Origin of the sequence: Streptomyces sp. DSM 15324 (assembly GCF_001514285.1) — a bacterium.
Taxonomy (GTDB): domain Bacteria; phylum Actinomycetota; class Actinomycetes; order Streptomycetales; family Streptomycetaceae; genus Streptomyces.
The window spans coordinates 499,121-523,742 of the sequence record NZ_KQ949027.1 but is presented as its reverse complement, the minus strand read 5'-3'; the positions used below and the strand labels follow the sequence as shown (position 1 = coordinate 523,742).

23 protein-coding genes and 1 tRNA gene are annotated in these 24,622 nt (G+C 71.6%); 17 read left to right on the top strand and 7 right to left on the bottom strand.

Translation table 11 applies throughout. The features are described 5' to 3' along the window. The first annotated feature begins 131 nt into the window (after positions 1-131). Together AQJ58_RS19140 and AQJ58_RS19135 are read left to right on the top strand one after the other, a co-directional pair. Positions 132-1,544 carry a two-component system sensor histidine kinase PhoR gene (locus AQJ58_RS19140; RefSeq protein WP_067251634.1) on the top strand — a complete coding sequence of 471 codons (1,413 nt, stop codon included), beginning with the start codon at positions 132-134 and terminating at the stop codon, positions 1,542-1,544. Next, entirely contained in the window at positions 1,541-2,221 is a 681-nt protein-coding gene (locus tag AQJ58_RS19135; RefSeq protein ID WP_015659563.1) for a two-component system response regulator PhoP, read from the top strand. Before AQJ58_RS19140 ends, AQJ58_RS19135 begins: the two co-directional genes overlap by 4 nt. Before the next feature lie 78 nt (positions 2,222-2,299). Here the strand turns inward: AQJ58_RS19135 and AQJ58_RS19130 are convergent, their stop codons facing one another. Next, a complete protein-coding gene (locus AQJ58_RS19130; protein ID WP_067251632.1) occupies positions 2,300-2,944 on the bottom strand; it encodes a DUF461 domain-containing protein in 645 nt (214 codons plus the stop codon). Positions 2,945-3,617: 673 nt separating this feature from the next. On the opposite strand from AQJ58_RS19130, the gene AQJ58_RS19125 reads away from it, so the two are divergent. The 6 genes from AQJ58_RS19125 (at position 3,618) to AQJ58_RS19100 (ending at position 9,981) form a co-directional block, all read left to right on the top strand. Then, positions 3,618-4,100, top strand: a complete 483-nt coding sequence (locus AQJ58_RS19125) for a CarD family transcriptional regulator (RefSeq protein ID WP_003953493.1) — start codon at positions 3,618-3,620, stop codon at positions 4,098-4,100. A 361-nt stretch (positions 4,101-4,461) separates the two neighbouring features. Beyond that, positions 4,462-5,214 (top strand): 2-C-methyl-D-erythritol 4-phosphate cytidylyltransferase, encoded by a 753-nt coding sequence (gene ispD / locus AQJ58_RS19120; protein ID WP_067251630.1) that lies wholly within the window; start codon positions 4,462-4,464, stop codon positions 5,212-5,214. Next, positions 5,204-5,698 (top strand): 2-C-methyl-D-erythritol 2,4-cyclodiphosphate synthase, encoded by a 495-nt coding sequence (gene ispF / locus AQJ58_RS19115; RefSeq protein WP_067251629.1) that lies wholly within the window; start codon positions 5,204-5,206, stop codon positions 5,696-5,698. Before ispD ends, ispF begins: the two co-directional genes overlap by 11 nt. A gap of 33 nt (positions 5,699-5,731) precedes the next feature. Next, positions 5,732-7,132, top strand: a complete 1,401-nt coding sequence (gene cysS, locus AQJ58_RS19110) for a cysteine--tRNA ligase (protein ID WP_067251627.1) — start codon at positions 5,732-5,734, stop codon at positions 7,130-7,132. An 89-nt stretch (positions 7,133-7,221) separates the two neighbouring features. Next, positions 7,222-8,163, top strand: a complete 942-nt coding sequence (gene rlmB, locus AQJ58_RS19105; protein ID WP_067251626.1) for a 23S rRNA (guanosine(2251)-2'-O)-methyltransferase RlmB — start codon at positions 7,222-7,224, stop codon at positions 8,161-8,163. Between the two features lie 150 nt (positions 8,164-8,313). After that, a complete protein-coding gene (locus tag AQJ58_RS19100) occupies positions 8,314-9,981 on the top strand; it encodes a DoxX family membrane protein (RefSeq protein ID WP_079079031.1) in 1,668 nt (555 codons plus the stop codon). Between the two features lie 115 nt (positions 9,982-10,096). On the opposite strand, the gene AQJ58_RS19095 is transcribed toward AQJ58_RS19100, so the two are convergent. The 3 genes from AQJ58_RS19095 to AQJ58_RS19085 all read right to left on the bottom strand — a co-directional run bounded on the left by AQJ58_RS19095 (position 10,097) and on the right by AQJ58_RS19085 (position 12,758). Continuing rightward, positions 10,097-10,828: a nucleotidyltransferase family protein gene (locus tag AQJ58_RS19095; protein ID WP_067251622.1), complete on the bottom strand. Its 732-nt coding sequence runs from the start codon at positions 10,826-10,828 to the stop codon at positions 10,097-10,099. A gap of 110 nt (positions 10,829-10,938) precedes the next feature. After that, a complete protein-coding gene (locus AQJ58_RS19090; protein ID WP_067251620.1) occupies positions 10,939-11,406 on the bottom strand; it encodes a hypothetical protein in 468 nt (155 codons plus the stop codon). A gap of 266 nt (positions 11,407-11,672) precedes the next feature. After that, complete coding sequence (locus AQJ58_RS19085; RefSeq protein ID WP_067251618.1) at positions 11,673-12,758, bottom strand: ABC transporter ATP-binding protein; 1,086 nt, start codon at positions 12,756-12,758, stop codon at positions 11,673-11,675. Between the two features lie 220 nt (positions 12,759-12,978). Here AQJ58_RS19085 and AQJ58_RS19080 point away from each other — a divergent pair. From AQJ58_RS19080 to AQJ58_RS19050, 7 genes are all read left to right on the top strand, one after another. After that, positions 12,979-13,051 (top strand) — tRNA-Thr (locus AQJ58_RS19080). A gap of 166 nt (positions 13,052-13,217) precedes the next feature. After that, complete coding sequence (locus AQJ58_RS19075) at positions 13,218-13,661, top strand: hypothetical protein (RefSeq protein WP_067251617.1); 444 nt, start codon at positions 13,218-13,220, stop codon at positions 13,659-13,661. Further along, complete coding sequence (locus AQJ58_RS19070; RefSeq protein WP_067251615.1) at positions 13,658-14,587, top strand: hypothetical protein; 930 nt, start codon at positions 13,658-13,660, stop codon at positions 14,585-14,587. Before AQJ58_RS19075 ends, AQJ58_RS19070 begins: the two co-directional genes overlap by 4 nt. Positions 14,588-14,637: 50 nt before the next feature. Then, a complete protein-coding gene (locus AQJ58_RS45375) occupies positions 14,638-15,990 on the top strand; it encodes a hypothetical protein (RefSeq protein WP_067251613.1) in 1,353 nt (450 codons plus the stop codon). Between the two features lie 46 nt (positions 15,991-16,036). Then, on the top strand, positions 16,037-17,035 hold the full coding sequence (locus tag AQJ58_RS19060; RefSeq protein WP_067251611.1) for an RCC1 domain-containing protein: 999 nt from the start codon (positions 16,037-16,039) through the stop codon (positions 17,033-17,035). Between the two features lie 169 nt (positions 17,036-17,204). Continuing rightward, a complete protein-coding gene (locus tag AQJ58_RS19055) occupies positions 17,205-17,882 on the top strand; it encodes a rhomboid-like protein (protein WP_079079030.1) in 678 nt (225 codons plus the stop codon). 9 nt (positions 17,883-17,891) lie between these two features. Next, on the top strand, positions 17,892-19,298 hold the full coding sequence (locus AQJ58_RS19050) for an NAD(P)/FAD-dependent oxidoreductase (RefSeq protein ID WP_199844614.1): 1,407 nt from the start codon (positions 17,892-17,894) through the stop codon (positions 19,296-19,298). A 125-nt stretch (positions 19,299-19,423) separates the two neighbouring features. On the opposite strand, the gene AQJ58_RS19045 is transcribed toward AQJ58_RS19050, so the two are convergent. Then, positions 19,424-20,917 (bottom strand): MFS transporter, encoded by a 1,494-nt coding sequence (locus AQJ58_RS19045; RefSeq protein WP_067251610.1) that lies wholly within the window; start codon positions 20,915-20,917, stop codon positions 19,424-19,426. 144 nt (positions 20,918-21,061) lie between these two features. On the opposite strand from AQJ58_RS19045, the gene AQJ58_RS19040 reads away from it, so the two are divergent. Continuing rightward, on the top strand, positions 21,062-21,739 hold the full coding sequence (locus AQJ58_RS19040; RefSeq protein WP_079079029.1) for a pentapeptide repeat-containing protein: 678 nt from the start codon (positions 21,062-21,064) through the stop codon (positions 21,737-21,739). A 105-nt stretch (positions 21,740-21,844) separates the two neighbouring features. Here AQJ58_RS19040 and AQJ58_RS19035 read toward each other — a convergent pair whose 3' ends face one another. Next, a complete protein-coding gene (locus AQJ58_RS19035; protein ID WP_067251606.1) occupies positions 21,845-22,345 on the bottom strand; it encodes a hypothetical protein in 501 nt (166 codons plus the stop codon). Between the two features lie 7 nt (positions 22,346-22,352). Here AQJ58_RS19035 and AQJ58_RS19030 point away from each other — a divergent pair, with 7 nt between their 5' ends. Beyond that, on the top strand, positions 22,353-23,771 hold the full coding sequence (locus AQJ58_RS19030) for a M1 family metallopeptidase (protein WP_067251604.1): 1,419 nt from the start codon (positions 22,353-22,355) through the stop codon (positions 23,769-23,771). Between the two features lie 156 nt (positions 23,772-23,927). Here AQJ58_RS19030 and AQJ58_RS19025 read toward each other — a convergent pair whose 3' ends face one another. After that, the gene (locus AQJ58_RS19025; protein WP_067251602.1) at positions 23,928-24,503 is read right to left on the bottom strand and encodes a TerD family protein; all 576 of its coding nucleotides are present in this window, start codon (positions 24,501-24,503) and stop codon (positions 23,928-23,930) included. Between the last annotated feature and the right edge of the window lie 119 nt (positions 24,504-24,622).

Sequence of the window (24,622 nt, the reverse complement as noted above, 5' to 3'; positions counted from 1 at the left end):
CCCGCTACGCGTCGGATTCAGTCACCTCAAATGAACCACTACTGGCTCCAAGGTGAACTCTGGGCGACGAGTGTTCGAGGTCGCACCCGCATGGCTGTGGTCACGCCGGATCCCGTGCCTAACCTGGACGCATGGACGTGAACGCGGCGGTCGCCGCAGCGGCAGCGATCGCCGGGGTGCTCACCGGTGTCATCGCCATGCTGGCGTTCCGCTGGAGCGAGCGCGACCAGGCACGCCCCACCCGTAGCTCCCTGCACACCGATCCCGTGCTCCCGCCCGGCGTGGATACGGTCCTGTCGGTGCTGCGTTCGTCGGCCGTCGTCCTGGACGAGGCCGACGCCGTCGTCAAGGCGAGTTCCGCGGCGTACGCCCTGGGACTCGTCCGTGGCGGAAAACTGGCGGTCGAGCCGATGCTCAAGATGGCCCGGGACACCCGGCGCGACGGGGAGATACGGCAGGTCGAGCTGGACCTGCCGCGGCGGGGCACCGGGCGCGGCGAGGCCCTCGCGGTCTCCGCGCGGGTGGCGCCGCTGGGCTCCCGGCTGGTGCTGCTGCTCGTGGAGGACCTCACCGAGGCCCGCCGGATCGAGGCGGTGCGGCGGGACTTCGTCGCCAACGTCAGTCATGAGCTGAAGACCCCGGTCGGCGCGCTCTCCCTGCTCTCCGAGGCCGTCATGGACGCCTCGGACGACCCGGAGGCGGTGGAGCGGTTCGCCGGGCGGATGCAGATCGAGGCGACCCGGCTGACGAACCTGGTGCAGGAACTGATCGACCTCTCGCGGGTCCAGAACGACGATCCGCTGGAGGACGCCGAGCCCGTGGGCGTCGACGAACTGGTCGCCGAGGCCGTCGACCGCTGCCGGCACCAGGCCGGCACCAAGCAGATCACCATGGCCACGAGCGTGGCGGCGCCCGAAGGACTCGAACAGGGTGGTGGGGGACGGGCGGACGGCACCGCCGCCCTGCGGATCTTTGGCAACCGCGGCCAGCTGGCCGCCGCCCTCGGCAACCTCGTCGAGAACGCCGTCAACTACTCGCCCGCCCGCACCCGGGTCGGCATCGCCGCCCGCCGGGTGACCGCGCCGGGCGGGGACCTGATCGAGATCGCGGTGACCGACCAGGGCATCGGGATCTCCGACAAGGACAAGGAGCGCATCTTCGAGCGCTTCTACCGAGTCGACCCGGCCCGCTCCCGTCAGACGGGCGGTACGGGCCTCGGGCTCGCGATCGTCAAGCACGTGGCCGCCTCGCACGGCGGGGAGGTCACGGTGTGGAGCGCCGAGGGACAGGGCTCCACGTTCACCCTGCGGCTGCCCGAGGCCGCGGCGGCCGCCCGCGACCGCGATCGCGCCCACCAGCATCCGGATCCCGACGACCCGGAAGGCCTCGAAGGTCTGGACACCTTCGACGACCTGGACGACCTCAATGACGAGGACGGGCAGGCCGGCGGCATCTCACCCACCCCCTCCCCCACCTCGTCCCGCCGCTCATCCCCCGATTCGACCGCGTACCAGACGCTTTCCGCCCCGGAGGTCCTTCCGTGACCCGAGTGCTCGTCGTCGAGGACGAGGAGTCCTTCTCCGACGCCCTGTCGTACATGCTCCGCAAGGAGGGTTTCGAGGTCGCCGTCGCGACCACCGGGCCCGACGGACTCGACGAGTTCGAGCGCAACGGCGCCGACCTCGTCCTCCTCGACCTGATGCTGCCGGGTCTGCCCGGCACGGAGGTGTGCCGGCAGCTGCGCGGCCGCTCCAACGTCCCCGTGATCATGGTGACGGCCAAGGACAGCGAGATCGACAAGGTCGTCGGCCTGGAGATAGGAGCCGACGACTACGTCACCAAGCCGTTCTCCTCGCGCGAGCTGGTCGCCCGGATCCGGGCCGTCCTGCGCCGCCGCGGCGAGCCGGAGGAGGTGACCCCGGCCGCCCTGGAGGCGGGTCCGGTCCGCATGGACGTGGACCGCCACGTCGTCACGGTCTCCGGCTCCAAGGTCGACCTGCCCCTCAAGGAGTTCGACCTCCTGGAGATGCTGCTGCGCAACGCCGGCCGCGTCCTGACCCGGATGCAGCTCATCGACCGGGTCTGGGGCGCCGACTACGTGGGCGACACCAAGACCCTCGACGTCCACGTCAAGCGCCTCCGCGCCAAGATCGAGCCCGACCCGGGCGCACCCCGGTACCTGGTGACGGTCCGCGGGCTGGGGTACAAGTTCGAGCCGTAGACCGGCCCAGCGGTTCTGGCATACGACAGGGGCGGCACCCTCGGCGAGGGTGCCGCCCCTGTCGTGGGTGTACGGGGCTCAGTGGCCCGACGCCGACTCGGAGGGGGACGCCGAGGCGGACGCGGACTCGGAGCTGCCCGCGGCCGGGGACTCGGTGGCCGTGGCCGTCGCCGAGGCGCTCTCGGAGGGGGACGCCGCGGGGGTGCTCGGGATGTCGCTGGGGCCCCAGCTGGAGAAGTAGCTCTTGGCCGGCACGACGAAGGCCGCCAGGCTCACGGCGCCGGTGTCGCTGAGCGTGAAGGTGGTCTTCTGGGCGTTGCCCTCGATCGATGCCGCGTCCGGGTGCTCCAGGACGGCGGAGGCGTTGCCCTCGCCGCCGATCACGACGACACCGCCGGCCGGGACCGTCAGCTTCTTCTGCCCCTTGGCGGGCGAGAGCTTGGCGGTGCCGAGGCCCTGGACGTCGATCGACTCGATCGTCTGGGCCTGCTTGCCGGTGTTGAAGACGGTCGCGGAGACCGCGACCGGCCCGCCCCCGGTGGGGTCCGGCTGGGTGATGACGACAGCGTTCTGGATCTTGATGTCGCCCACACTGGTGGAGGCGTTGTCCGGCTTGATCTCCAGCGTCTGGCTGTTGTTGCCGGCGCCGCAGGCGGCGAGCGTGGCGATCGAGAACGCGAGGGCGGATGCGGCGAGGGCGCCGCGTCGAAGGCTGCTGCTCACGGCGGCGGCAACTCCTTGAACGCACACGGGCAGCTCACCTGTGATAAAGCCGCCCTAAGGGTCTGTCAGCGGCCTTAGGTTACCGAGCCGTCCCCACGCCGCCGCACCCGACCCGCCTCTAACGCCTCCGGGGGCCGCCGCGGGCCGTGATCTCCCTGGTCGTCACACCGGGCACGACACTCTCGGTCGACCCGTAGGTCACTTGGACTTCATCCTTGCTCTTCCTGCCCGTCGGTCGTCGTACGTCATTCACATATCCGCGCGCGGCCTCGGGCTTAAGCGCCGCCGCGCCCCGCTCGCGGATTTTCCGTGAAGGAATGCGGGGCCGTCCGGGAAATTGATCACCGGTCTGCTCGAAGCCCCGGTGATCAATTCCGGAAACGGCGGGTATCCGGCCACGGACACCGAACGGAGTAGCGCAAGTCGCACATCTGGAAGCGGACATATGTGGACGTTCGGCCGCCCGGAGGGGGCCCGGGACGCGTGTAACGTCGGCGTTTCACCCCCCTCGAAGAGCCGCTCCGACCTGCGAATACCTGCCTCCCGGAGCCGCCCGAAGCACGTTCGTGTTGCACTTGTCAAGCCCCGAGATATGCCCTGACCTGCGAAAACGCCATTCAGGAACCGCAGTTTCCGTGTTACCCTGGATAGCCACGGAAGGGGTACCTGTCACATGACGTTCAAGGTTGGCGACACCGTGGTCTATCCCCATCACGGGGCCGCGCTGATCGAGGCCATCGAAACTCGCCAGATCAAAGGCGTGGACAAGACCTACTTGGTGCTGAAGGTCGCCCAGGGTGACCTGACGGTGCGTGTGCCAGCGGACAATGCGGAGTTCGTCGGCGTGCGTGATGTGGTCGGTCAGGACGGGCTGGACCGGGTCTTCGAGGTGCTGCGCGCGCCGTACGCCGAGGAGCCCACGAACTGGTCGCGTCGTTACAAGGCAAATCTGGAGAAGCTCGCCTCCGGCGATGTCATCAAGGTCGCGGAAGTCGTGCGTGACCTGTGGCGTCGCGAGCGCGAGCGCGGACTCTCCGCGGGTGAGAAGCGCATGCTCGCCAAGGCCCGCCAGATCCTGGTGAGCGAGCTCGCCCTCGCGGAGAACACCAACGAGGACAAGGCCGAAGCGCTGCTCGACGAGGTTCTCGCGTCCTGACGCCGGCGAAGGCCGACGCCGACGCACACCGTTGAACACCGAAATGCCGCGGTGCCCGATGACGAATTCCCGTCGCCGGGCGCTGCGGCATGTCCGCGTCCGGATGCCGAACGCATACCCACGGACCGTCACTCACGGGCCGTCCCACCGCACCGCCCCACGACCTGCCTCCGGAGCACTGCCACGGAGCACTGCCTACGATCCCGGCGAACCGTCCCCTCGGGGAAACCCCGATACTTTGCGTGCCGAGCCCGGGCAGCCGCTCGACCGGCGCGTCACGGAAGGGTCCGGTCAAGGCGTCGCGCCCGGCACGCTGTCTCCGTACCCACCTAGGCCGAGCACACAAACCTGACAGGAACCGATGTCTGACGATTCGCGTCCCTCGCCCGCGCCCGCCCGCACGGCCGCGGTGATTCCGGCCGCCGGCCGAGGCGTACGCCTCGGGCCGGGCGCCCCCAAGGCACTCCGCGCGCTGAACGGCACGCCCATGCTGATCCACGCGGTGCGCGCCCTCGCCGCCTCCCGCGCCGTCTCCCTGGTGGTCCTCGTGGCCCCGCCCGACGGCGCCGCCGAGGTCAAGTCGCTGCTCGACGCGCACGCGCTGCCCGACCGCACCGACTTCGTCGTCGTCCCCGGCGGCGACACCCGGCAGGAGTCCGTGCGCCTCGGCCTGGACGCCCTGCCGCCCGAGTACGACATCGTCCTCGTCCACGACGCGGCCCGGCCCCTGGTCCCCGTGGACACGGTGGACGCGGTCATCGAGGCCGTCCGCGAGGGCGCTCCCGCCGTCGTCCCGGCGCTGCCGCTCGCCGACACGGTCAAGGAGGTCGAACCGGCCGCCGTCCCCGGCGGGCCCGAGCCGGTCGTCGCCACCCCGGTCCGCGCCCGGCTGCGCGCCGTCCAGACCCCGCAGGGCTTCGACCGCGCCACCCTGGTGCGCGCCCACGAGACGGTCACCGAGGACGTCACCGACGACGCGAGCATGGTCGAGCAGCTCGGCCTGACCGTGGTGGTCGTCCCCGGCCACGAGGAGGCCTTCAAGGTCACCCGTCCCCTCGACCTCGTCCTCGCCGAGGCGGTCCTGGCCCGCAGGAGGCTCAACGATGGCTTCTGAGCTCCCCCCGCTGCCCCAGGTCGGCATCGGCACCGACATCCACGCCTTCGAGGAGGGCCGCGAGCTGTGGTGCGCGGGCCTGAAGTGGGAGGGGGAGGGGCCCGGCCTGGCCGGCCACTCCGACGCCGACGTCGTCGCGCACGCCGCCTGCAACGCCCTCTTCTCCGCCGCCGGCCTCGGTGACCTCGGACAGCACTTCGGCACCGGCCGCCCCGAGTGGTCCGGCGCCTCGGGAGTGACCCTGCTGACGGAGGCGGCGCGGATCGTCCGCGAGGCCGGTTTCACCATCGGGAACATCGCCGTACAGGTGGTGGGGCCGCGGCCGAAGATCGGCAAGCGGCGGGCGGAGGCGCAGAAGATCCTGTCGGAGGCGGCCGGGGCCCCGGTGTCGGTGTCGGGGGCGACCACGGACGGCCTGGGGTTCCCGGGGCGGGAGGAAGGCCTGATGGCCGTGGCGACCGCTTTGGTGGTCAGACTGGGGTGAGGAGAGCACCTGCCGCCCACTACCCTAGGCATCGTGACTATTCGCCTGTACGACACCAGCGCCCGGCAGATCCGTGACTTCACCCCGCTCCAGCCGGGCTGCGTCTCGATCTACCTCTGTGGCGCCACCGTGCAGGCGGCCCCGCACATCGGCCACATCCGTTCCGGCCTGAACTTCGACATCATGCGCCGCTGGTTCGAGTACCGCGGCTACGACGTCACGTTCATCCGGAACGTCACCGACATCGACGACAAGATCATCACCAAGTCGCACGAGCAGGGCCGCCCCTGGTGGTCCATCGGTTACGCCAACGAGCGCGCGTTCAACGACGGCTACCGCGCCCTCGGCTGCCTGCCGCCCACGTACGAGCCGCGGGCGACGGGGCACGTCCCCGAGATGATCGAGATGATGCGCGGCCTCATCGAGCGCGGTCACGCGTACGAGGCCGACGGCAGCGTCTACTTCGACGTGCGCTCCTACCCCGGCTACCTGGCGCTGTCCAACCAGGACATCGACGATCTGCGCCAGCCCACCGAGGAGGGCATCACCGGCAAGCGGGACCGGCGCGACTTCGCGATGTGGAAGGCGACCAAGCCGGGCGAGCCCGACTGGGAGACCCCGTGGGGCCGCGGCCGTCCCGGCTGGCACCTGGAGTGCTCGGCGATGGCCCACAAGTACCTGGGCTCCGCCTTCGACATCCACGGCGGCGGCCTCGACCTGATCTTCCCCCACCACGAGAACGAGATCGCCCAGGCCAAGGCCTACGGCGACGCGTTCGCCCAGTACTGGGTGCACAACGCGTGGGTCACCATGAGCGGCGAGAAGATGTCGAAGTCGCTCGGCAACAGCGTGCTGGTCAGCGAGATGGTCAAGACCTGGCGGCCGATCGTGCTGCGCTACTACCTCGGCACCCCGCACTACCGCTCGATGATCGAGTACAGCGAGGAGTCGCTGCGCGAGGCCGAGTCGGCGTTCGCGCGGATCGAGGGGTTCGTGCAGCGCGTCGTCGAGAAGGCGGGGGGCGTCGTCGAGCCCGCCGCCGAGGTGCCGCCGGCCTTCGCCGAGGCGATGGACGACGACCTGGGCGTCCCGCAGGCCCTCGCCGTCGTGCACACCACCGTCCGCCAGGGCAACAGCGCGCTCGCCGCCGACGACAAGGAAGCGGCCGTGGCTCGGCTCGCCGAGGTCCGCGCCATGCTCGGCGTCCTCGGCCTGGACCCGCTCGACGCGCACTGGGCCGGCGAGGCGGACCGGGGCGAGGATCTGCACGGCGTGGTCGACAGTCTCGTACACCTGGTCCTCGACCAGCGGGAGGCCGCCCGGGCGCGCAAGGACTGGGGGACCGCGGACGCCATCCGTGACCAGCTGGGCCAGTCCGGGCTGACCATCGAGGACAGCCCGCAGGGACCGCGCTGGACCCTCGGGCCGCGCTAGCCCGTTCCCTTGATCGATTGTGCCGCCCGGCTCCCCGGGCGGCACACTGCATAGACGTACGCACACCTCCGCACAGAATCAGGTAGGTCATGGCAGCCAACAACCGCCGCATGTCCGGCAAGAAGGGCGCGCAGGTCGGCAGTGGCGGCCAGCGGCGCCGGGGCCTTGAGGGCAAGGGCCCGACCCCGCCCGCCGAGATGCGCAAGGGGCACAAGAAGAACCGCATCGCCACCGCCAAGGCCAAGCAGGTCCAGCGTCGCCCCGTGGCCCGCGGCCGGGGCGGCAAGAGCGCCTCCGAGCTGGTCGTCGGCCGCAACCCGGTGGTCGAGGCGCTGCGCGAGGGCGTCCCCGCCTCCACGCTCTACGTCCAGCAGTTCATCGACAACGACGAGCGGGTGCGCGAGGCGCTCCAGCTCGCGGCCGAGCGCGGCGGCATCAACCTCATGGAGGCGCCGCGCCCCGAGCTGGACCGGATGACGAACGGCCTCAACCACCAGGGGCTCGTCCTCCAGGTCCCGCCGTACGAGTACGCCCACCCCGAGGACCTGGTCCACGCCGCGCACGACGAGGGCGAGGACCCGCTGATCGTCGCGCTCGACGGGGTGACCGACCCGCGCAACCTGGGTGCCGTCGTGCGCTCGGTCTCCGCGTTCGGCGGCCACGGCGTGGTCGTCCCCGAGCGCCGCGCGGCCGGCATGACCGCGGGTGCCTGGAAGACCTCCGCGGGTACGGCGGCCCGTACGCCCGTCGCCCGCGCCACCAACCTCACCCGCGCCCTGGAGGCGTACAAGAAGGCCGGGATCGCGGTCGTCGGCCTGGCCGCCGACGGCGAGGCCGAGATCGGTGCGCTTCAGGCGCTGGACGGCCCGGTCGTCATCGTCGTCGGCAGCGAGGGCAAGGGCCTGTCCCGACTGGTCGGCGAGACCTGCGACTTCCGCGTCCGCATCCCCATGCCCGGTGGCGCAGAGTCCCTCAACGCCGGTGTGGCGGCGGGGATCGTGCTGTACGAGGCGGCGCGGCGCCGCGCCTGACGGCGGTCCGCCCCGGCCCCCTGCCGGATCTGGACGCCCGTCCGCCCGTTCACCCCGACGGGTCAATTCCGGCGGGGAGGGCAACCTTGACGGAGTCCGGACAGATCCGGCGGGTCAAAGCAGTGTCCTAACCACACGTCACTCGGTTAGATGAGTGTGGACACCAGAACACCCCGCACACCCACGGGGGGCCGCTCGTCGGGCTTCGCATCAGGCCTCGACGACGCTCCCGCGCTGAGCATGGTGAAGGTGCCGAGCGATCCGGCGCAGATCATCGTCAATCACGCGAGCTTCCGCGTGCAGTTGGGCGTGTCGGCGCGGCGTAACCAATCCCCGCGGATCGCCCGGCATGCGAGCGCCAGCCAGGACACCACGCGCGTCCCCGTCGTCGGGGCGGCGGGCAGGGCGGGTGCCGCCTCCGGGGCGCGCCGCCGGCCCGTCGTCTGGAGCGGCCAGACCGCCCCGGACGACACCGGCGCCCACCGGCTGCTGCAGGCGGTGCGGGCAGGCAGCGTCGGCCACGGCGGACCGCCCGGGGCCGACGCCGGAGCCACCCAGGTCATCCCGCGCGTGGGCGACGGCTACGACGGCGGCCTCACCGCGCAGACCCTGGAGACCCCGATCGTCGGCGCCCAGCGCGCCCCGGCCCCCGGCGAGCACCGGCTGCTGCCGCAGATGCGCACGGTCGGCAGCGCCTACGACGAACCCCCCTACGACGACGCCGAGTTCGAGGACTTCGGGGAGGCGCTCGCGGAGGCGGTCGAGCCGCGCGGCAGACGCCACGCCGGCGACGCGGACGCCTCCCGGCACGCCTACTACCCCGGTCGCCGCATGAACCTGGGCGTGGTGCTGCTCCCGCTGCGCGTCTTCCTCGGCTTCATCTCCATCTACGCCGGCATGGGCAAGCTGTGCGACCCCGTCTTCTTCGACGGCGGCAAGCGCGGCTCCATGGTGAAGTGGCTCGACACCCTGCACCCGTGGGAAGTCGCCGAGCCGCTGCGCCAGTTCGCCCTGCACCACCCCGTCGGTTCGGGGCTCGTCATCGCCTTCCTCCAGGTCGTCGTGGGCGTCCTCACGGTCCTGGGCTGCTGGCAGCGGGTCGCGGCGGTGGTCGGCGCGGGTCTGTCGGCGGCGATCCTCGTCACCGTCAGCTGGAAGACCGCTCCGGTCTACGACACCCCCGACATCATCTGCCTCGCCGCCTGGTCGCCGCTGATCATCGCGGGCGCCCCGGTCTACTCCGTCGACGGCCGGCTGGCGGCCGGGGCCTGGCGCCGGCTCGGCCCCCGCTCCGACATCTGGGAGCTGCGCCGGTACGTCCTGCGCCGCGGCGCCCTCATCACCGCGATCGCCGTCGGTCTCACGCTGCTGATCGGCGCCCTGCTGGGCGGCGCGGTCCGCGACGCCGACCGGGTCGTCGTCCCCGGCCCCGGCGAGGCCCCGCGCAACGAACTGCCCGGCGCCCCGCTCCCGGAGGAGTCCGGCACCCACGAGTCGTCCCGCAGCCCCGAGGCGTCCACCTCGCCCACCCAGGGCGCGACCTCGGCGGCACCGACGGCCGGCACGGACAGCACGCCGACGGCCCGGGACACGGACACCGCCACCACGGGCGGCGCGCCCAGCCAGACCCAGGGGACCGCGGGCCAGGCCCCGCCGCAGCAGTCCGCCCCCACGGGCGGCGGCGAGGCGCCCAGCACCAGCTCCGGTCCCGGGGCGGGCGGTGGCGCGACGAGCACCTCCGGCGGTTCGACCGGGGGCACCTCGGGTGGATCGTCGTCCTCCGGTCAGCCGGGGCTGGTGGGCGGATTGCTGGGCTAGGCAGGTACACGCAGGTGCCGTGCGCTCGTCAGCGCACGGCACCTGTGGTCTTTCAGGGGCGCGGGGAAAGCGCGACCAGCCCCCACCGGCCCGCACCCGGAGAACGGCCGAACCGTCAGCGGCCCAGCGCCGCCAGCTCCTTGGCCGCCTCCGTCAGATCCTTCGCCGTGTCGATGGCCCGCCAGTACGCCCCCTGCGGGATCGGGAACCCGGCGAGCCTGCGCTCCCGCGCGAGATGGGGGAACGTCGTCCGCTCGTGGTCCCCGCGCTCGGGGAGCAGGCCGGCGAACTCGGGGGAGAAGACGTACACGCCCGCGTTGATCTCGTACGTCGTCGGCGGCGCCTCGATGAAGTCGGTGATGTGGCCGAAGCCGTCGGTCTGCACCGCGCCCCACGGGATCCGCGGCCGCGCCAGCGCGAGGGTCGCGACGGCGTCGCGCTCGGTGTGGAAGTCGGCCATCTCGCGCAGCGAGAAGCGGGTCCAGATGTCGCCGTTGGTGGCGTACCAGGGCCGGTCCGGGTGGGGGAGGCGCGCGGCCGCGTACTTGAGGCCGCCACCGCGGCCGAGGGGCTCGGTCTCGACGACCGTCAGGACGTTCACCGGCAGGTCGGCGGTCTTCAGCCAGTCCTGGAGGACCTCGGCGAGATGCCCGCAGGAGACGACGACGTCGGTGACGCCCTCCTCGGCGAGCCAGGTGAGCTGGTGGCCGATGATCGGTGTCCCCGTGCCGGGGATCTCCACCATGGGCTTGGGCCGGTCGTCGGTGTACGGACGCAGCCGGGACCCCTGGCCACCGGCCAGGACGACGGCTTGCGTGGGGCGGGACGCGGCGTGCGGGTGAGTCATGGGCGCACTGTACGCGGCGCCGGTGTACGTGCCGTAAGAGGTACCCGTGGGCGGCCCCGGGCGGTCCCCCGCCCGGTCGGGGAGGGGGAGCCGCGCCGAGGGGTGGGGGGTCAGCTGTGGGCCGTGAGGACGCCCGAGGCGAAGGAGGTGTCGCAGACCGGGCGGGCGTAGGACTGCGCGCGTGAGGGGCCGTAGATGCGGACCGCGGCGCGGCCCAGGGCGCGGGCGATGGACGTGCAGTGCCTCGCCAGCGACGGCTTGCCGTTCACGGCGGCCTGGAGGTGGGTCAGGGCGGTGCCCGGGTCCTTCTCCTGGAGCTCGGTCAGCAGGTGGTCGCGCAGGACGTCCTGCGGAGCCTGCGGGGCGCCGTGGGAGGTGCGGTGGGCGGTGGAGACGTCGGAGGCGGTGAGCACCGAGTCCGAGGGGTCTCCCGACCAGTTGACCCGGGTGACCGCGAGGGTTCCCGAGAGCACCATGACGACGGGCAGGACGAGGGCGAGCGAGCGGCCGATCCGGCGGGCTGGGCCGCCCTGGCCGCGTCGCGTGCGCTGGGTGGAGTGGTTCGCGGAGTGCTTCACGCGTGTGAGGGTAGCGCCCCGTAATCATTCGGCGACATTTCGTCACTCGGACGGGGGATGAAGTGGTGTCTCTTGTGGGGTAGTGGGTTGACGGTCACTGGTCCGGTCGGGGGGAAATGTCCGGTGTGCCGGTGTCGGGCCGGGTAGCGAGAAGGGCCCCGCAGCGGTCTGCGGGGCCCTCGTCGTCAACCGGCCCGGAATATCCCGTTTTCTCGGGTTCTCGGGCGCTCGGCTTCTCGGGTTCTCGGGTTCGCCGTTTCTGTGGGTCAGTCGGAGAGGCGCGCACCCGTGGAGGTGGAGAACACGTGGGTCTCGCCGGCGCGCGGGACGACGTGCAGCGTGCTGCCCTTCTCCGGGACCTCGCGGCCGCCGACGCGGACCACGAGGTCCTTGGCCTCGCCGCCGACCTGGGCGGTGCCGTAGACGAAGGCGTCGGAGCCGAGCTCCTCGACCACGTTCACGACGACGCCGAGACCGGTGTCGGAGTCGGTGGTCACGTCGAAGTGCTCCGGGCGGACGCCGACGGTGACCGTCTTGTCGGAGGTGGCGGCGAGCGCGTCACGCTGGACCGGGACGACCGAGTTGCCGAACTTCACGCCGCCGTCGGCGACCGGGACCTCGACGAGGTTCATCGCGGGGGAGCCGATGAAGCCGGCCACGAACAGGTTGGCGGGCTTGTCGTACATGTTGCGCGGGGTGTCGACCTGCTGGAGCAGACCGTCCTTCAGGACCGCCACGCGGTCGCCCATCGTCAGGGCCTCGACCTGGTCGTGGGTGACGTAGACGGTGGTGATGCCCAGGCGGCGCTGGAGGGACGCGATCTGGGTACGGGTCGAGACGCGGAGCTTGGCGTCGAGGTTCGACAGCGGCTCGTCCATGAGGAAGACCTGCGGTTCGCGCACGATGGCGCGGCCCATCGCGACACGCTGGCGCTGACCGCCGGAGAGGGCCTTCGGCTTGCGGTCGAGGTACTCGGTGAGGTCGAGGATCTTCGCGGCCTCCTCGACCTTCTGCCGGATCTCCGCCTTGTTGACGCCGGCGATCTTGAGCGCGAAGCCCATGTTGTCGGCGACGGTCATGTGCGGGTAGAGCGCGTAGTTCTGGAACACCATGGCGATGTCCCGGTCCTTGGGCGGCAGGTGGGTGACGTCGCGGTCGCCGATGCGGATCGCACCGCCGTTGACGTCCTCGAGCCCCGCGAGCATGCGGAGCGAGGTGGACTTGCCGCAGCCGGACGGGCCGACCAGGACGAGGAACTCGCCGTCCGCGATCTCGATGTCGAGGCCGTCGACGGCGGGCTTGGTGGAACCGGGGTAGATCCGGGTCGCCTTGTCGAACGTGACAGTGGCCATGGCTCAGAGGCCCCCTTCTACCGGCAGGAACGTGCCGGACGATCCGTTGTAGGAAGGTGGTTGGTGTAGTCCACACGAGTGAACTGGCTCAGGACGCTACCTCGCGTCCGGCGGATCTGTCAGTACCCGGAGGCATGTGAACTTCGCGGAAATTTTCGACAGACCGCCCCGCCGACCTGGGTACACTGCACGGGCGCGGTCGTGAACCCCGCCCGCGCACGCCTCCTTAGCTCAGCTGGTAGAGCACCGCTCTTGTAAAGCGAAGGTCGTCGGTTCGAGTCCGACAGGGGGCTCTTCCCTCGTTGTGGCGCGGCCCCGGACGTTTCGTCCGGGGCCGTTTTCGTGTGCGCCGACCGGCGCGGCTGCGCTGATTCTTGTGATTATTTGCATAGCTTTGCGGCGATCTGACCGATTCATGAACATGCGTTCGTCGCATGTTCGGAAAGGCTCGTGCCTCAGATGCCACGCATCCGCGTATCCCAGGGACTCGCCGCGCTCGCGGTGGCCGCCGCCGTCCTCACCGCCTCCCCGGCCCTCGCCGCCGGCCGCGCCTTCGACGACCCGCCGCCCTCCAGCGGCGCCGTCGACGGCCAGAAGGACCAGGTGGGCAAGGACACCGCCCAGGCCAAGGAGGACATGGCCGCCGCCAAGGGCCAGGCCACCAAGTGCCCGCCCACCTCGAAGCAGTGCATGAGCGACCTCGCGGGGGAGGGCAAGGAGCAGAAGGAGGGCATGGCCAAGGCCGAGCAGGGCCTCAACAACGTCCACCCCGCCCCCGAGAACAACGCCTCGGCGGTCGTCGACGGCGCCTGCGACGACTTCGCCGCCGGGCTGCCCACCGCGCTCACCTCCTCGGCCGACTCCGGCGAGCTGACCCGTGTCTGTGAGCTGATGACCCCATGACGACGGTCAACCGCCGCCTCCTCGCCCTCGGTGCCGCCGTCGTCGTCTCGCTGAGCGTCCCGGCGTCCCCCGCGGCCGCCGACCCTGGCCTCACCCCGCCCGCCGCCCAGGCGTACGACGGCGACAAGCCGTTGACCTCGACGAAAGCGGTGAGTGACTACTGCGCTGAACACGCCGGAGACTGCCGCTTCACGGTCGACCGGCTCGCCTCCAGCGAGTACAACACCGCCGTCAAGTCGATCGGCAACGCGATCGTCAACTGTGGCAAGAAGGACATCAAGGTCACCCGGCAGGTCTCCCTCCAGGTGTCCAGCTCCGACAACCTCGGAGGCGAGATCACCGGACAGATCACGATCGAGGGGCAGCTCGGAGCCTCGGGCTCGGTGACCGCGGGGGTGAGCGGCGAGGCCGGCGGCAACTTCAAGACACCGGACCAGTCGAAGGGACCGAGCGCCGAGGTCAACGCCAAGGGCGGGGCCAACGCCGGCGGCACGATCGGTGGTTCCGCGTCGCTCAGGGCTGCCTTCGAGGGCGCGTTCAAGCTGGCGTATTCCAAGACCTGGAGCACCCAGCAGAGCGAGTCCACCAGCTACGAGACCCTCGTCGAGCCCGGTGACGCCCTGGTGTTCGGCGCCAGCGCCGCCATGCAGCGCGTCGCCGGGAGCATCTCCACCGGGGGCGGGCTCGGCATCCGCAACGTCTTCGTCGACGGCCCGTCCAGCGTCAACACCAGCACTTTCGTCGCCGACACCTTCACCGTCCCCGGCAACACCTGCCAGCGGCTGCGACCCGGCAGCCAGACCGCCGTGGACAACACCGTCAACGCCCACACCGGCACGCGATCCGCGGTCGTGCCGGTCGTCCGAGAGCTGCCCGAGGGCTCCGAGCTGGTCCGACGGGTCGAACTGGCCGGTGAGCTCTCGTGATCGCCCGTGCGCCGAAGGCACCGCGCGCCCTCGCCTCTGAGGAGACGACTGTGAGAAGACGATCCCACGCCCTGCGTCGTCCGGCCGGCGTCGCCCTCTGTCTCGGGCTGGTCGTCCTGCCGGCCGGCCCGGCATGGGCCGAGCGGGCCCAGCAGGAGCCCGTCGAGGTGATCAACGGGGATCTGTCGCTGCCCGCGTTCACCGGCACCGGCCAGAACAACGCCGACGTCACCGGCTGGTCGGTCGGTTCGACCTCGGCGAACAACGGCGCCGGAACCAGCGGCGGTGTCTGGCGCTACTCCGGCGACGCCTCCGGCCACCCGGACAGGCAGGTCGCCGTGATGCTGCGCGAGAACGGCACCGCCTACGCGTTCACACAGCGGCTGCGCGGCGTCCGTCCCGGCGCCAGGGTCACCGTCACCTTCGACGACAGCCCCGGTGTCTCCATCTACTGCACCGCGCGCACGGTCGAGCAGGGCCAGACCTACACGGTCCAGGGCGAAGGCGGAGCGCCTCAGGAGGAACTGACCGAGCCCGACCCCGACAAGGAGTTCAACACCCTCGGCTCCGGCGTCTGGCGCACGGGACGGACGTACACCTTCACCGCCGACGCGTACGAGCCCCTGCTCACCTTCGCCTCCACGGTCCCCGTGAAGCCGTACGGCGCCGCCGCGGGCACCGGGACGAACGGCGGATACTGCGGCCCGATGGTCGCCGGCATCAAGGCCGTCCAGGTCCCGCCCCCGCTCGACAAGACGATCCGCGGCAACGAACTGCCCCCGTCGGTCGCCTTCCGGGGCAACGACAAACGCACGGTCGCCGACGCCGTCGCCGAGTGCAACAAGGCCGCCGCCCAGTGCGCGTTCACCCCCGAGGGCGACTACTCCTTCGCCTACTACGAGCCCGCGCGCCAGGCCGGTGAGAACTACGTCAACTGCACCCGCGCCACTCTCAATCGCGACCGCCCGCTGAAGTACTCCGCCCGTACGATCAGCGACCTGCCGACCGCCGCCGGGCTGCCCCCGGCCAACGCGACCGCCGCGCCCTCCAACATGAACGGGCAGTTCACCGGGGGCACCGGCACCACCCCTGCCTGGAGCCCCACCGCCGAACGCACCGTCAAGGAGATCATCAGCCCCGGCGAGGTCTCCTGGATCGAGACCCAGACCGGCCGTCAGCGCACCGAGGGCTGGTTCAGGTCCAGTCCCACACCCGCCGACCCGAACCAGGACTGGCGCCTGTACACCGTCGTCGACTACCCCTCCCCGCAGCTCGCCGACCGCTTCTACCAGCGCACCGGCCCCCTCACCCCAGGCGAGCAGGCGCGCTGCCGCTCCAACCGCCCGTCCGCCGAGACCCCCGTCGACGCCGGTGCCCCGGCAGAGGGAGCCGACCGTGGCTGACCCGACCCCCGCGCCCCCGAGCGCCGAGCGAAACGGACGCAATCCCATGCCGACGACCCGACGTCCGTACGGCCGACGCCGCTGGGCGCCACCGGCCGCACTGACCGCCCTGGCCGCGGTCTGCGGACTGCTGACCCTCACCCACCCCGCAACCGCCGTGCCCCGGTCGTCCCTCCAGCGGCTCGCGGCGACCGACTGGGACACCCTCTCCTGGGGCGACGACACCTACGGCCAGAAGACCGTCACCGAGGAGGCGCTGACGGGGGCGAGTGCCGTCTCGGCGGGCGACTTCCACTCGCTGGCGGTCAAGGACGGTGCCGTCCTCGCCTGGGGCAGCGCCCTCTACCGGCAGACCGAGGTGCCCGGCTCGCTCTCCTCGGGGGTCACCGCGGTCTCCGGCGGCTATCTGCACTCCCTCGCCCTGAAGAACGGGTCCGTCGTCGCCTGGGGCAGTGACCGCTACGACTCCACGGTCGTCCCGCCCGCCGCGAAGGCCGACGTCAGCGCCATCGCCGCGGGCCAGTTCTTCTCCCTGGCGCTCAAGAACGGCGCGGTGCTCGGCTGGGGCGACAACCGTTACGGCCAGACGGACGTGCCCGAGACGGCCCACTCCGGCATCACCGCGATCGCCGCCGGCTCCTACCACGCCCTCGCCCTCACCGACGAGGGCAAGGTCATCGCGTGGGGCGACAACCGCAACAAGCAGACGGACATCCCCGCGCAGGTCAAGAGCGGCACCGTCACCGCGATCGCCGCCCGCAAGGACCTCTCGGTCGCCGTGGTCGGCGGCCGGGTCTACGCCTGGGGCGCCAAGGTGGCCAACCAGTCCGTGCCGTCCCTCGCCCAGTCCAAGGTCACCGCGGTGGCCGCCGGATACGGGCACATCGTCGCCCTGCTCGACAGCGGCCGGGCCATCGAGTGGAAGGCGAACAGCACCGCCCTGAACACGGTCCCCGCCACCGCCAACACCAAGGTCCAGGCCATCACGGCAGGCGCCTACCACTCCCTCGCCCTACGCGGCGACCCACCCCCGACGGCCCCCTGACGCCACGTCACCGCCCCATCACCCGGCGGCCGATCTCCCCCTCGGCCGCCGCCCGGCCGTTCGCCGCAGCCCGGTGACGAACGCCCGCCCCGCCGTGCCGTTGATCTTTACCTGTTCTGGCGCCAGTGCGCCCAGGATCCTGATCACCTCCCGGACGATACTTGCGAGTGTGAATCGGCTCCCGCGGTTTTCCGGTGTGCGGCGGGTGGTGTGGGCCTACGTGCGCAGCGCGCCCGGCACCTATGTGTGGCTTGCCGTCCTGTTCTTCACCACGGTTGCGCTGCACCACATGTCCCCGGAGTTCGAGCAGGAGTTCCTGCGGCAGCGGTCGACCAACCTGCACGAGCTGTCCCGGCATCCCGTGCGGGTGCTGATCGCGAGTGCGATGTGGATCGACGGCGGGTACTGGCTGCCGTACGCGGTGCTGTACTCCGTCTTCCACGCCCAGGCCGAGCGCTGGCTCGGGACCTGGCGCTGGCTGACGGTGTGCGTGGCGGCGCATGTGCTGGCGACCCTGGTCAGCGAGGGCACGCTGCTCAAGGCGATCCGGGACGGGATGGCACCGGCGTCCTCGGTCAACACCCTGGACGTGGGCGTGAGCTACGCGCTCGCCGGGGTGGCGGCGGTGCTCGGCTACCGGATCCGCACGCCGTGGCGATGGGGCTATCTGGCCGTCGTGCTCGCCTTCTTCGCGCTGCCGCTGACCGCCGGGCCGACCTTCACCGACTTCGGCCACTTCGTCGCCGCCCTCATCGGTCTCGGCTGCTATCCGCTGGTCAGAGGCCGCACGGGAGGGCGGCCAGGAGCACGGAATCCGAAGGAGACACGGGCCGTTCCGCCGGGTTAACGTCCGGCCATGAGCACCTTGGCGAGCGGTGTCGTGAACGGCGGGATCTCCTACTGGTACGCGGACGACGGACTCCCGGCCGTACGGGAGCCGCTCGGCGGTGACCGGTCCGCCGACGTCGTGATCGTCGGCGGCGGCTACACCGGACTGTGGACGGCGTACTACCTGAAGAAGGCCGCCCCCGACCTGCGGATCACCGTCCTGGAGCAGCGGTTCTGCGGCTACGGCGCCTCCGGCCGCAACGGCGGCTGGCTCTACAACGGCATCGCGGGCCGCGACCGCTACGCCGCCCTGCACGGCCACGAGGCCGCCGTACGGCTCCAGCGCGCCATGAACGACACCGTCGCCGAGGTGGTGCGGGCGCTCGCCGAGGAGGGCGTCGACGCCGACGTCCACTCCGGCGGCGTCCTGGAAGTGGCCCGCACCCCCGCGCAACTGGCCCGTCTGAAGGACTTCCACGCGCACGAGCTGTCGTACGGCGAGACCGACCGCGAGCTGTACGGCGCCCGGGAGACCGCCGAGCGGCTGCGGATCGCGGGAGCCGTCGGCTCGACGTGGACCCCGCACGGGGCGCGGGTGCACCCGGTGAAGCTGGTCAAGGGGCTCGCGGCGGCCGTCGAGGCGCTGGGCGTCGAGGTGCATGAGTCGACGCCGGTCACCGAGATCCACGCCGGACGCGCCGTGACGCCGTACGGCACCGTGCGCGCGCCGTACGTCCTGCGCTGCACCGAGGGCTTCACGGCCGCGCTGAAGGGCGAGCGGCGGACCTGGCTGCCCATGAACTCCTCCATGATCGCCACCGAGCCGCTCACCGACGAGCAGTGGGCGGCCGTCGGCTGGGCGGGCCGGGAGGCGCTCGGCGACATGGCGCACGCCTACATGTACGCCCAGCGCACCGCCGACGGGCGGATCGCGCTCGGCGGGCGCGGGGTGCCGTACCGCTTCGGCTCGCGCACCGACCACGACGGCCGTACCCAGCCCGAGACCGTCGAGGCGCTGCGGGAGATCCTCGTGGCCTTCTTCCCGGCGCTCGCCGGGGTGCGGATCGCGCACGCCTGGTCCGGGGTGCTCGGCGTGCCGCGCGACTGGTGCGCCACGGTCACCCTGGACCGGGCCTCGGGGCTCGGCTGGGCGGGCGGTTACGTCGGCTCGGGCGTCGCCACCACCAACCTGGCCGGCCGGACCCTGCGGGACCTCGTGCTGCTGGACTCGGGCCGGGGCGGCAACACCGACCTCACCGTGCTGCCCTGGGTCGGCCACCGGGTCCGCCGCTGGGAGCCGGAGCCGCTGCGCTGGCTGGGCGTCCAGGGCATGTACGCCACCTACCGCACCGCCGACCGCCGTGAGACGCGCACCCACAGCGCGGGTTCCTCACGGCTGGCGCGGCTCGCGGACCGGGTGGCGGGGCGGCACTGAGGGCTCCGCCGGAAGGGGCTGCTGAGGTGTCGTCGTTCGTCTGCGGCGCGTCGTGGCTGGTCGCGCAGTTCCTCGCGCCCCTTCAGGGCGCTGCGCCACTGGCGGTAGTCAGCCCGCCCGGGCGTTCAGCCCACCGACTCCGGGACCGCCTCCTGGGAGGGGAGTTCGTGTCTCGGGGGTTTCGCCGTCACCATCAGGCCGGCGATCAGGCCCGCCAGGAGCATGATCCCGGCGGCCCACCAGATGGCGACCGTGTAGCCGTGGACGATGCCCTCGCGGGTGACCGCGGCCCGTTCGGCGGGGCCGGTGAAGTGGGCCGTGATGTAGGCGGCGCTGCTGGTGGTGGCGATGGTGTTGAGCAGCGCCGTCCCGATGGAACCGCCTACCTGCTGCGAGGTGTTCACGGTGGCCGAGGTGACGCCCGCGTCCCGGGGGGCGACGCCGGCGGTGGCCGTGGCGAAGACCGGCATGAAGGTCAGGCCCATGCCGAGGCCCATGAGCAGCAGCGCGGGCAGGATCTCGCTGGTGTAGGAGGAGTCCACCGATATCTGGGTGAGGATCACCATGCCGCTCGCGGCGAGGATCATGCCGGGGACCATCAGGGCGCGCGGCTGCACCCGGCTCATCAGGCGGGCCGAGATCTGGGTGGAGCCGACGATGATCGCGAGGGTGAGCGGCAGGAAGGCGAAGCCGGTCTTCATGGGCGAGTAGCCGAGGATGACCTGGAGGTAGTAGGTCATGAACAGGAACAGGCCGAACATGCCGATCACGGCGAGCATCATCGTCAGCAGGCAGCCCGCGCGGTTGCGGTTCCTGAGGATGTGCAGCGGCAGCAGCGGGCTCGGGGCGCGGGTCTGCCACCACACGAAGGCCGCGAGCAGGACGGCTCCGGCCGCGAACAGCGCCAGCACGAACGGATCGCTCCAGCCGCGCGACTCGGCCTCGCTGAAGCCGTAGACGATCGTGAACAGGCCGCCGCAGCCCAGGACCACACCGGGCACGTCGAGCCGGGCCGGGTGGCCGGGGGAGTCGTGCAGCAGGACGGAGGCGCCGAGCACCGCGACGATCGCGATGGGCACGTTCACGTACAGGCACCAGCGCCAGTCCAGGTACTCGGTGAGCACTCCGCCGACGATGAACCCGATCGCGGCGCCGCTGCCGGCCAGGGCGCCGTAGATGCCGAAGGCCTTGCCGCGTTCCTTGGGGTCGGTGAACGTCGTGGTGAGCAGGCTGAGCGCGGAGGGCGCGAGGACGGCGGCGAAGGCGCCCTGGAGGGCGCGGGCGCCGAACAGCATGCCCGGATCGACGGCCGCGCCGCCGAGCGCGGAGGCGCCCGCGAAGCCGATCAGCCCGATGACGAAGGTGCGTTTTCGGCCCACGAGGTCGGCGATCCGGCCGCCGAGCAGCAGCAGACCGCCGAAGGCGAGGGTGTAGGCGGTGATGACCCACTGGCGGTTGCCGTCCGAGATGCCGAGGTCCCGCTGGGCGGAGGGGAGCGCGATGTTCACGATCGTCGCGTCGAGGACGACCATCAGCTGGGCGAGGGCGATGATCACCAGCCCCCACCAGCGGCGGGGGTCCGGCTCGGTCGAGGTTTCACCTGTCCGGGTGACACTCATTTGCCCAGAAGACCATGAATCGGGAGGTAATGCATCCCTGGTCGACGGCTTGGGGGTGAGGTGGCGGGGGTGGCGGCGGTCACTGGGGTGGTGGGGAAGCCGCAGTTCAGGGGCGTTGTCAGTGGTGGGGTGCACGATGGGGGCATGGCGAGGCGAGCGAGCGGTGGCACGGGAGTGAAGGGGGCGCGGCGGCCGGAGGTGCGGCTGCCCACGCTGGAGGCGTACGCCGGAGGGGGACTGGAGCCCGACGGGGACTACGACGGGGTGGAGTTCCGCGAGCTGGACCTCGCCGGGCAGGACGGCGCGGGGGCCCGCTTCATGGACTGCGTCCTGACGGAGTGCGCACTGGACGGCACGGCGCTCAGACACGCCCGCTTCCTCGACTCGGTCCTCACCGGCGTCCGGGGCGTCGGCACCGATCTCGCGGAGGCGACCCTGCGCGACGTCGAGCTGGTCGAGGCCCGGCTGGGCGGTACGCAGCTGTACGGCGCCGTGCTGGAGCGGGTGCTGATCCGGGGCGGGAAGATCGACTTCCTGAATCTGCGGCAGGCGCGGCTGCGGGACGTGGTGTTCCAGGGCTGTGTGCTCGTCGAGCCGGACTTCGGCGGGGCCCGGCTGGAGCGGGTGGAGTTCGTGGACTGCGCGGTGCGGGCGGCGGACCTCACCGCGGCGACCCTCACCGACGTCGACCTGCGCGGCGCGGCGGAACTGGGGATCGCCTCGGGCGTGGACCGGCTGTCGGGCGCGGTGATCAGCGCGGCCCAGCTCCTGGACCTGGCCCCGGTGCTGGCGGCGCAGATGGGGCTGAGGGTGGAGGGCTAGCAGGGGCTGGAGCCGGGGACGCGGGCGCGGACCCGCCCGGCGGGCGCGTCCGGGGACGCGAACAGACCCGCCCGCCGGGCGCGGAGAGGCCCGTGGTCCCTGGGGTCAGCCGATGCGGGGGAAGCGGGCCTGGAGGGTCCAGATCGCCGGGTTCTCGCCCAGGTCCTCGTGCAGGTCGATCAGATCGGCGAGGAGGTCGTGGAGGAAGTCGCGGGACTCGCGGCGCAGCTCGGTGTGGGAGAAGGTCAGCGGGGGTTCCTCGGCCGGCATCCAGTCGGCCTCGACGTCCACCCAGCCGAAGCGGCGCTCGAAGAGCATGCGGTCGGTGGACTCGGTGAAGTCCAGCTCGGCGTACTGGGGGCGGGAGGCGCGCGAGCCCGCCGGATCCCGGTCGATCCGCTCCACGATGTCGCACAGCGCCCACGCGAAGTCCAGCACCGGCACCCATCCCCAGGCTGTGGACAGCTCCCGGTCCGCCTTGGTGTCGGCGAGGTAGACGTCACCGCAGAACAGGTCGTGCCGCAGCGCGTGCACGTCCGCGCGCCGGTAGTCGGTCTGCGGCGGGTCGGGGAAGCGGTTGGAGAGGGCGTAGCCGATGTCGAGCACGAGGGTGATGGTGTCATGCCCTCGTAGGATCGCGGTCGTGCCCCGATACGTGCGCTCGGTCCTCGTACTCCTCCTCCTCACCGCATGCTCGGGCGGCGGCGGCCGGAACGCCGACGGGGCGGCGGGCGTCGGCGACCCGTACTTCCCGAAGGCCGGCAACGGCGGGTACGACGTCACGCACTACGACCTCACCCTCGCCTACGACCCGGGGGGCCGGCCGGTGCTGACCGGCTCGGCGGCGATCACGGCCCGCGCCACGCAGGACCTCGACTCCTTCCACCTGGACCTGAAGGGACTGAGCGTCCAGAAGGTCACGGTCGAGGGCAGCAGCGCCGACTGGAACCGGGACGGCCAGGAGCTGAGCGTCCGCCCGTCCCGCGCCCTGGACCGGGGCGAGACGTTCCGCGTCACGGTCGACTACTCCGGCACCCCGCGGCCGGTCACCGACCCCGACGGCTCGCAGGAGGGCTGGCTGCGCACGGCCGACGGCGCCCTGGCCCTCGGGGAACCGGTCGGCTCCATGGCCTGGTTCCCCGGCGACCACCACCCGTCCGACAAGGCCACGTACGACATCGCGGTCACCGTCCCGAAGGGCCTGACGGCCGTCTCCAACGGCGAGCCGGCCGGGGAGCGGACCGAAGGCGACCGCAGCACCTACACCTGGCACACCGCCGAGCCCATGGCGAGCTATCTCGCCACCCTCGCCATCGGCCGCTACACCGTCACCCGCTCCACGACGAAGGACGGCCTGCCGGTGTACGTCGCGGTCGACCCGACACAGGTGGCCGCGAGCCGCGGGGTCCTCGCCCGGCTGCCGGAGGTCATGGACTGGGCGCGGAACAACTTCGGCCCCTACCCCTTCGCCTCCACCGGTGCGATCGTCGACCGCCCGGAGGACTCCGACTACGCCCTGGAGACCCAGAACCGCCCCGTCTTCCCCGGCGCCCCCGACACCGCCACCCTCGTCCACGAGATCGCCCACCAGTGGTTCGGCGACTCCGTCACCCCGAGGACCTGGCGCGACATGTGGCTCAACGAGGCCTTCGCGACCTACGCCGAATGGCTGTGGGAGGAGGACGAGGGCGGCGCCACCGCGGAGGAGACCTTCACCGGACTCTACGAGCACGGCGAGGACGACTACCCCGGCCTGTGGGACTTCCCGCCGGGCGACCCGCCGACCGCCGAGGACATCTCGGCCGATCCCGTCTACCAGCGCGGCGCGATGGTCGTCCACCGGATCCGGCAGACCGTCGGCGACGACGCCTTCTACGACCTCGTCCAGGGCTGGACCGCCGCCCACCGCCACGGCAGCGCGGACGCCGACGACTTCATGGCGTACGTCGAGCGGCAGGCGCCGGACGAGGACTTCGAGGAGATCTGGGACGACTGGCTGTACGGGGACGGAAAACCGCACCTGAAGGTCTGAGCACCGGCTCGGCGGGCGCCCGCAGTTCGTCCCGGGGCCACCAGCGCCGGCGAGGACTTCGGGTTCCGCGCGTGGGGTGATCCCCCGGCCCCCTGACACGCACGAGGGGCCCCTGGCGTGAACCGGGGCCCCTCGGTGGCTCGATCAGGTGCTGGATCAGACGTTGACGCCGAAGTCCTGGGCGATGCCGACCAGGCCGGAGGCGTAACCCTGGCCGACCGCGCGGAACTTCCACTCCGCGCCGTTGCGGTAGAGCTCGCCGAAGACCATGGCGGTCTCGGTCGCCGCGTCCTCCGAGAGGTCGTAGCGGGCGATCTCGGCGCCGCCGGCCTGGTTCACGATGCGGATGTAGGCGTTGCGGACCTGGCCGAAGTTCTGCGAGCGGTTCTCCGCGTCGTAGATCGAGACCGGGAAGACGATCTTGTCGATGTCGGCGGGGAGGCCGGCCAGGTTGACGTTGATCGACTCGTCGTCGCCCGCGCCCTCGCCGGTGCGGTTGTCGCCGGTGTGGACGATCGTCTGGTCCGGGGTCTGCTTGTTGTTGAAGAAGACGAAGTGGGCGTCGGAGTAGACCTTGCCCTGGTTGTTGACCGCGATGGCGGAGGCGTCGAGGTCGAAGTCCGTGCCGGTGGTGGTGCGGACGTCCCAGCCGAGGCCCACGGTGACGGCGGTCAGGCCCGGAGCCTCCTTGGTGAGCGAGACGTTGCCACCCTTGGACAGGCTTACAGCCATGGTTTGGGACCCTTCCCTCGGTTCAGGTACGGCAGAAAGCTACAGCTACCGGTATGAACGCCAAGAGGGGTACGCAAGGTTCCTGGTCCCTTTGCTTTCTTTACCGGGGAATTTCGGAT

What these genes read in the sequence shown, in the direction of transcription:
- AQJ58_RS19140 (WP_067251634.1), top strand. Translation starts at nt 132, where the DNA reads ATGGACGTGAACGCGGCGGTCGCCGCAGCGGCAGCGATCGCCGGGGTG.
- AQJ58_RS19125 (WP_003953493.1), top strand. Translation starts at nt 3,618, where the DNA reads ATGACGTTCAAGGTTGGCGACACCGTGGTCTATCCCCATCACGGGGCC.
- ispD (WP_067251630.1), top strand. Translation starts at nt 4,462, where the DNA reads ATGTCTGACGATTCGCGTCCCTCGCCCGCGCCCGCCCGCACGGCCGCG.
- ispF (WP_067251629.1), top strand. Translation starts at nt 5,204, where the DNA reads ATGGCTTCTGAGCTCCCCCCGCTGCCCCAGGTCGGCATCGGCACCGAC.
- rlmB (WP_067251626.1), top strand. Translation starts at nt 7,222, where the DNA reads ATGGCAGCCAACAACCGCCGCATGTCCGGCAAGAAGGGCGCGCAGGTC.
- AQJ58_RS19100 (WP_079079031.1), top strand. Translation starts at nt 8,314, where the DNA reads ATGAGTGTGGACACCAGAACACCCCGCACACCCACGGGGGGCCGCTCG.
- AQJ58_RS19095 (WP_067251622.1), bottom strand. Translation starts at nt 10,828, where the DNA reads ATGACTCACCCGCACGCCGCGTCCCGCCCCACGCAAGCCGTCGTCCTG.
- AQJ58_RS19085 (WP_067251618.1), bottom strand. Translation starts at nt 12,758, where the DNA reads ATGGCCACTGTCACGTTCGACAAGGCGACCCGGATCTACCCCGGTTCC.
- AQJ58_RS19075 (WP_067251617.1), top strand. Translation starts at nt 13,218, where the DNA reads ATGCCACGCATCCGCGTATCCCAGGGACTCGCCGCGCTCGCGGTGGCC.
- AQJ58_RS19070 (WP_067251615.1), top strand. Translation starts at nt 13,658, where the DNA reads ATGACGACGGTCAACCGCCGCCTCCTCGCCCTCGGTGCCGCCGTCGTC.
- AQJ58_RS19060 (WP_067251611.1), top strand. Translation starts at nt 16,037, where the DNA reads ATGCCGACGACCCGACGTCCGTACGGCCGACGCCGCTGGGCGCCACCG.
- AQJ58_RS19050 (WP_199844614.1), top strand. Translation starts at nt 17,892, where the DNA reads ATGAGCACCTTGGCGAGCGGTGTCGTGAACGGCGGGATCTCCTACTGG.
- AQJ58_RS19045 (WP_067251610.1), bottom strand. Translation starts at nt 20,917, where the DNA reads ATGAGTGTCACCCGGACAGGTGAAACCTCGACCGAGCCGGACCCCCGC.
- AQJ58_RS19040 (WP_079079029.1), top strand. Translation starts at nt 21,062, where the DNA reads ATGGCGAGGCGAGCGAGCGGTGGCACGGGAGTGAAGGGGGCGCGGCGG.
- AQJ58_RS19030 (WP_067251604.1), top strand. Translation starts at nt 22,353, where the DNA reads ATGGTGTCATGCCCTCGTAGGATCGCGGTCGTGCCCCGATACGTGCGC.
- AQJ58_RS19025 (WP_067251602.1), bottom strand. Translation starts at nt 24,503, where the DNA reads ATGGCTGTAAGCCTGTCCAAGGGTGGCAACGTCTCGCTCACCAAGGAG.